General features: G+C 39.9%; 4 protein-coding genes and 2 pseudogenes. 1 reads left to right on the top strand and 5 read right to left on the bottom strand.

From position 1 onward, the window contains the following. A pseudogene (locus tag ACE1CC_RS22555) lies at window positions 1-328 on the top strand (hypothetical protein); the annotation flags it as partial. 6 nt (window positions 329-334) lie between these two features. Here the strand turns inward: ACE1CC_RS22555 and ACE1CC_RS22550 are convergent. From ACE1CC_RS22550 to ACE1CC_RS22530, 5 genes and pseudogenes are all read right to left on the bottom strand, one after another. Next, a complete protein-coding gene (locus ACE1CC_RS22550) occupies window positions 335-721 on the bottom strand; it encodes a YkgJ family cysteine cluster protein (protein ID WP_413272684.1) in 387 nt (128 codons plus the stop codon). A gap of 51 nt (window positions 722-772) precedes the next feature. Beyond that, on the bottom strand, window positions 773-1168 hold the full coding sequence (locus ACE1CC_RS22545) for a hypothetical protein (RefSeq protein ID WP_413272683.1): 396 nt from the start codon (window positions 1166-1168) through the stop codon (window positions 773-775). Window positions 1169-1181: 13 nt separating this feature from the next. Beyond that, on the bottom strand, window positions 1182-1412 hold the full coding sequence (locus ACE1CC_RS22540) for a hypothetical protein (protein ID WP_413272682.1): 231 nt from the start codon (window positions 1410-1412) through the stop codon (window positions 1182-1184). Continuing rightward, window positions 1397-1540, bottom strand: coding sequence for a hypothetical protein (locus tag ACE1CC_RS22535; protein WP_413272681.1), 144 nt, complete (start codon window positions 1538-1540; stop codon window positions 1397-1399). Before ACE1CC_RS22535 ends, ACE1CC_RS22540 begins: the two co-directional genes overlap by 16 nt. Before the next feature lie 24 nt (window positions 1541-1564). Beyond that, a pseudogene (locus ACE1CC_RS22530) lies at window positions 1565-2163 on the bottom strand (hypothetical protein); the annotation flags it as partial.

The raw sequence follows: 2163 nt of genomic DNA, 5'->3' as shown, positions 1-2163 counted from the left end.
TGACAGTTCACCCGTAAATTCACCCGTAAGTTCCCAAAGTGTTCACCCGTTGTATAACAGTGATACAACGGGTGAACTGTCACAGGGGCAAAATGGAAGTACGGGTGAACTGTACCAATGGACTGAAACCTACGAACGCCGTAATCATACTTACGTCCGGTATTGTTACTCACTCAACAAAGTCACCGGGTCTAAAAAAACTGTACACATTCCCGGAGGAAACGCTAACACCCAGCGGACGCGGACTCGCTGGGTGGAAGTTGAAACTTTAATCCAACGTGGCAAAACCCCAGAGGAAATAACTCGAATTATAAAGCAGTGGAGCTAGAAAACACTAAAAAACTACACGACTAATAACAGGTTTCCATCCACGTTGTAACCCTCTACTACAATGAAAAACCTGGCAAACTTTAGGACGAGAATCGTAGATTGAACACAAACCTGTTTCTCTATTTAAAGCAGCACAATATCCATCGCTTTCTCGCTGCATTTCATATTCTTCTGATAATTCATTAAAAAAAATGAATTTAGGATTTATTGCAGAAATTCGATGAAACTCTTCTGCGGTAACATTAATTCCCGGCATCGAACAGCAATTGCTTTTACAGATATTATTAGCATCCAAGCAATCACAATCGAAAACAATATGTAACCCATCAGCCCCTACCTCAGCCCGAATTTCTCCGCTTTTTACAGTTTTGACAACCCTTTTCCTTTCCATAGTTTTTCCTAAAAAAAAAGATATCTTGATTGATATCCTTTCCATTCCATTTTAAGACAAAAAAAGCGTCATTCCATTGCGAGAGATATACTTAGTTGGCTTGTTTTGAGTTATTTTTGTCTTTAAAAAACTTTCAATCATCTTTGCATCTGCTGGGCCCGGTACTGGAATAGATGCCCAGTTTTGTGCTTTTCCAGCAGCGGGAGTTCCCTTGGGAATCTTGACGGCTGCATCAGTTGCTCCTCGTACTCTGACCTGTACCGCACCGTTAGATCCTTTACGCTTAGTAGTGAGATAAGGACTAGTTTCTGCTTTTATGCCGTAATAGTCTGCTATTGACTTTAAAGGGTAAATATAAAGTTTTTTGTCTGTCGCTTTACCCTTGTATTTAACTTTCCTAGTCCCAAAAAATACTGTGACCCTTGGCCCAAGCTTTTTCCCCGCCATAACTTATCTCCTTCTATGGTAAGTAAGCAATTGGAGAGAACGTACTTTGACTTCCACTAACAGTATTGTTTACACTAAAGTTTACGGAAATCGTAACACCAAGGTTTTCAGTATCGTAAGCAATACTTATTCTATTGGGGCGAGATGCTTCGGGTAACGCGAGCTCAGATGCTTGCAGAGCATTTGCTACCTCAAAAAGTTGACCTTCTAAAGTTGTGGAAGTGGTTGTTATTGCAGCAGCCATAAGAAAAATAAACGCATTACATTTATTGTATTCATTGCGTCCTTAAATTTAATTAAAGGAATTATGAAGATGTCTTCGGGATTAACCCCGAAGACACCTTCATACATGGACATAGCTGCTAGAGGCATAAATTTAGAACTTATGAACCAGAATCACCCATTTCTTAAATCGGATACCCAATCTGGCGATAGGTTTCTTTGACCTTGACTAAAAAATCGAATAATCGTGGGGACAACTAATTGCTGCCTAAGTCTGAATCCTTTTCTTTCTCCTATTTTCATGTGCGCTCCTCTTAAAAACGCAGGATCAATAAAAGATTTGAAAGCATTTAAAACCCTTTCGCACTCTTCTGCTGATTTAGCATTAATGATTAATTTTGAATTGTCAGAAAGCGTTAAAATCCCCTCAATGTTTCCTTTAGTATATGTGGGTAATCTTGGGTTTTTATTCCCGTTGTAATGGGGAATGACGAGATTCCATCTAGAGTTGGTGAAATTACCTCTACCATTTTTGCCAGCATAAACCACTGAGAGTTGCGGGCGATCGGACCCAATCCTCACCTGCCACCATTCTGGAATAACAGCGATCGGCGGTTCGGTGTTTCGCATCCTAATCAAATCAATTTGGATTTCTGCAATCTTGCGATAAATCAGCGCCATAGAAGCTGCTGTATTTTCATCAATAGCTAAAACTTCGATCTGGGTACGATTGATCTTTGGAACCCAAATTTCAGATCCATTAACATTCTTTT

Source organism: Floridaenema aerugineum BLCC-F46, assembly GCF_041929345.1.
In the GTDB taxonomy this organism is placed as follows: domain Bacteria; phylum Cyanobacteriota; class Cyanobacteriia; order Cyanobacteriales; family Aerosakkonemataceae; genus Floridanema; species Floridanema aerugineum.
This window is presented reverse-complemented; position numbering and strand designations above follow the sequence as displayed.

What these genes read in the sequence shown, in the direction of transcription:
- ACE1CC_RS22540 (WP_413272682.1), bottom strand. Translation starts at nt 1,412, where the DNA reads ATGGCTGCTGCAATAACAACCACTTCCACAACTTTAGAAGGTCAACTT.
- ACE1CC_RS22550 (WP_413272684.1), bottom strand. Translation starts at nt 721, where the DNA reads ATGGAAAGGAAAAGGGTTGTCAAAACTGTAAAAAGCGGAGAAATTCGG.
- ACE1CC_RS22545 (WP_413272683.1), bottom strand. Translation starts at nt 1,168, where the DNA reads ATGGCGGGGAAAAAGCTTGGGCCAAGGGTCACAGTATTTTTTGGGACT.
- ACE1CC_RS22535 (WP_413272681.1), bottom strand. Translation starts at nt 1,540, where the DNA reads ATGCCTCTAGCAGCTATGTCCATGTATGAAGGTGTCTTCGGGGTTAAT.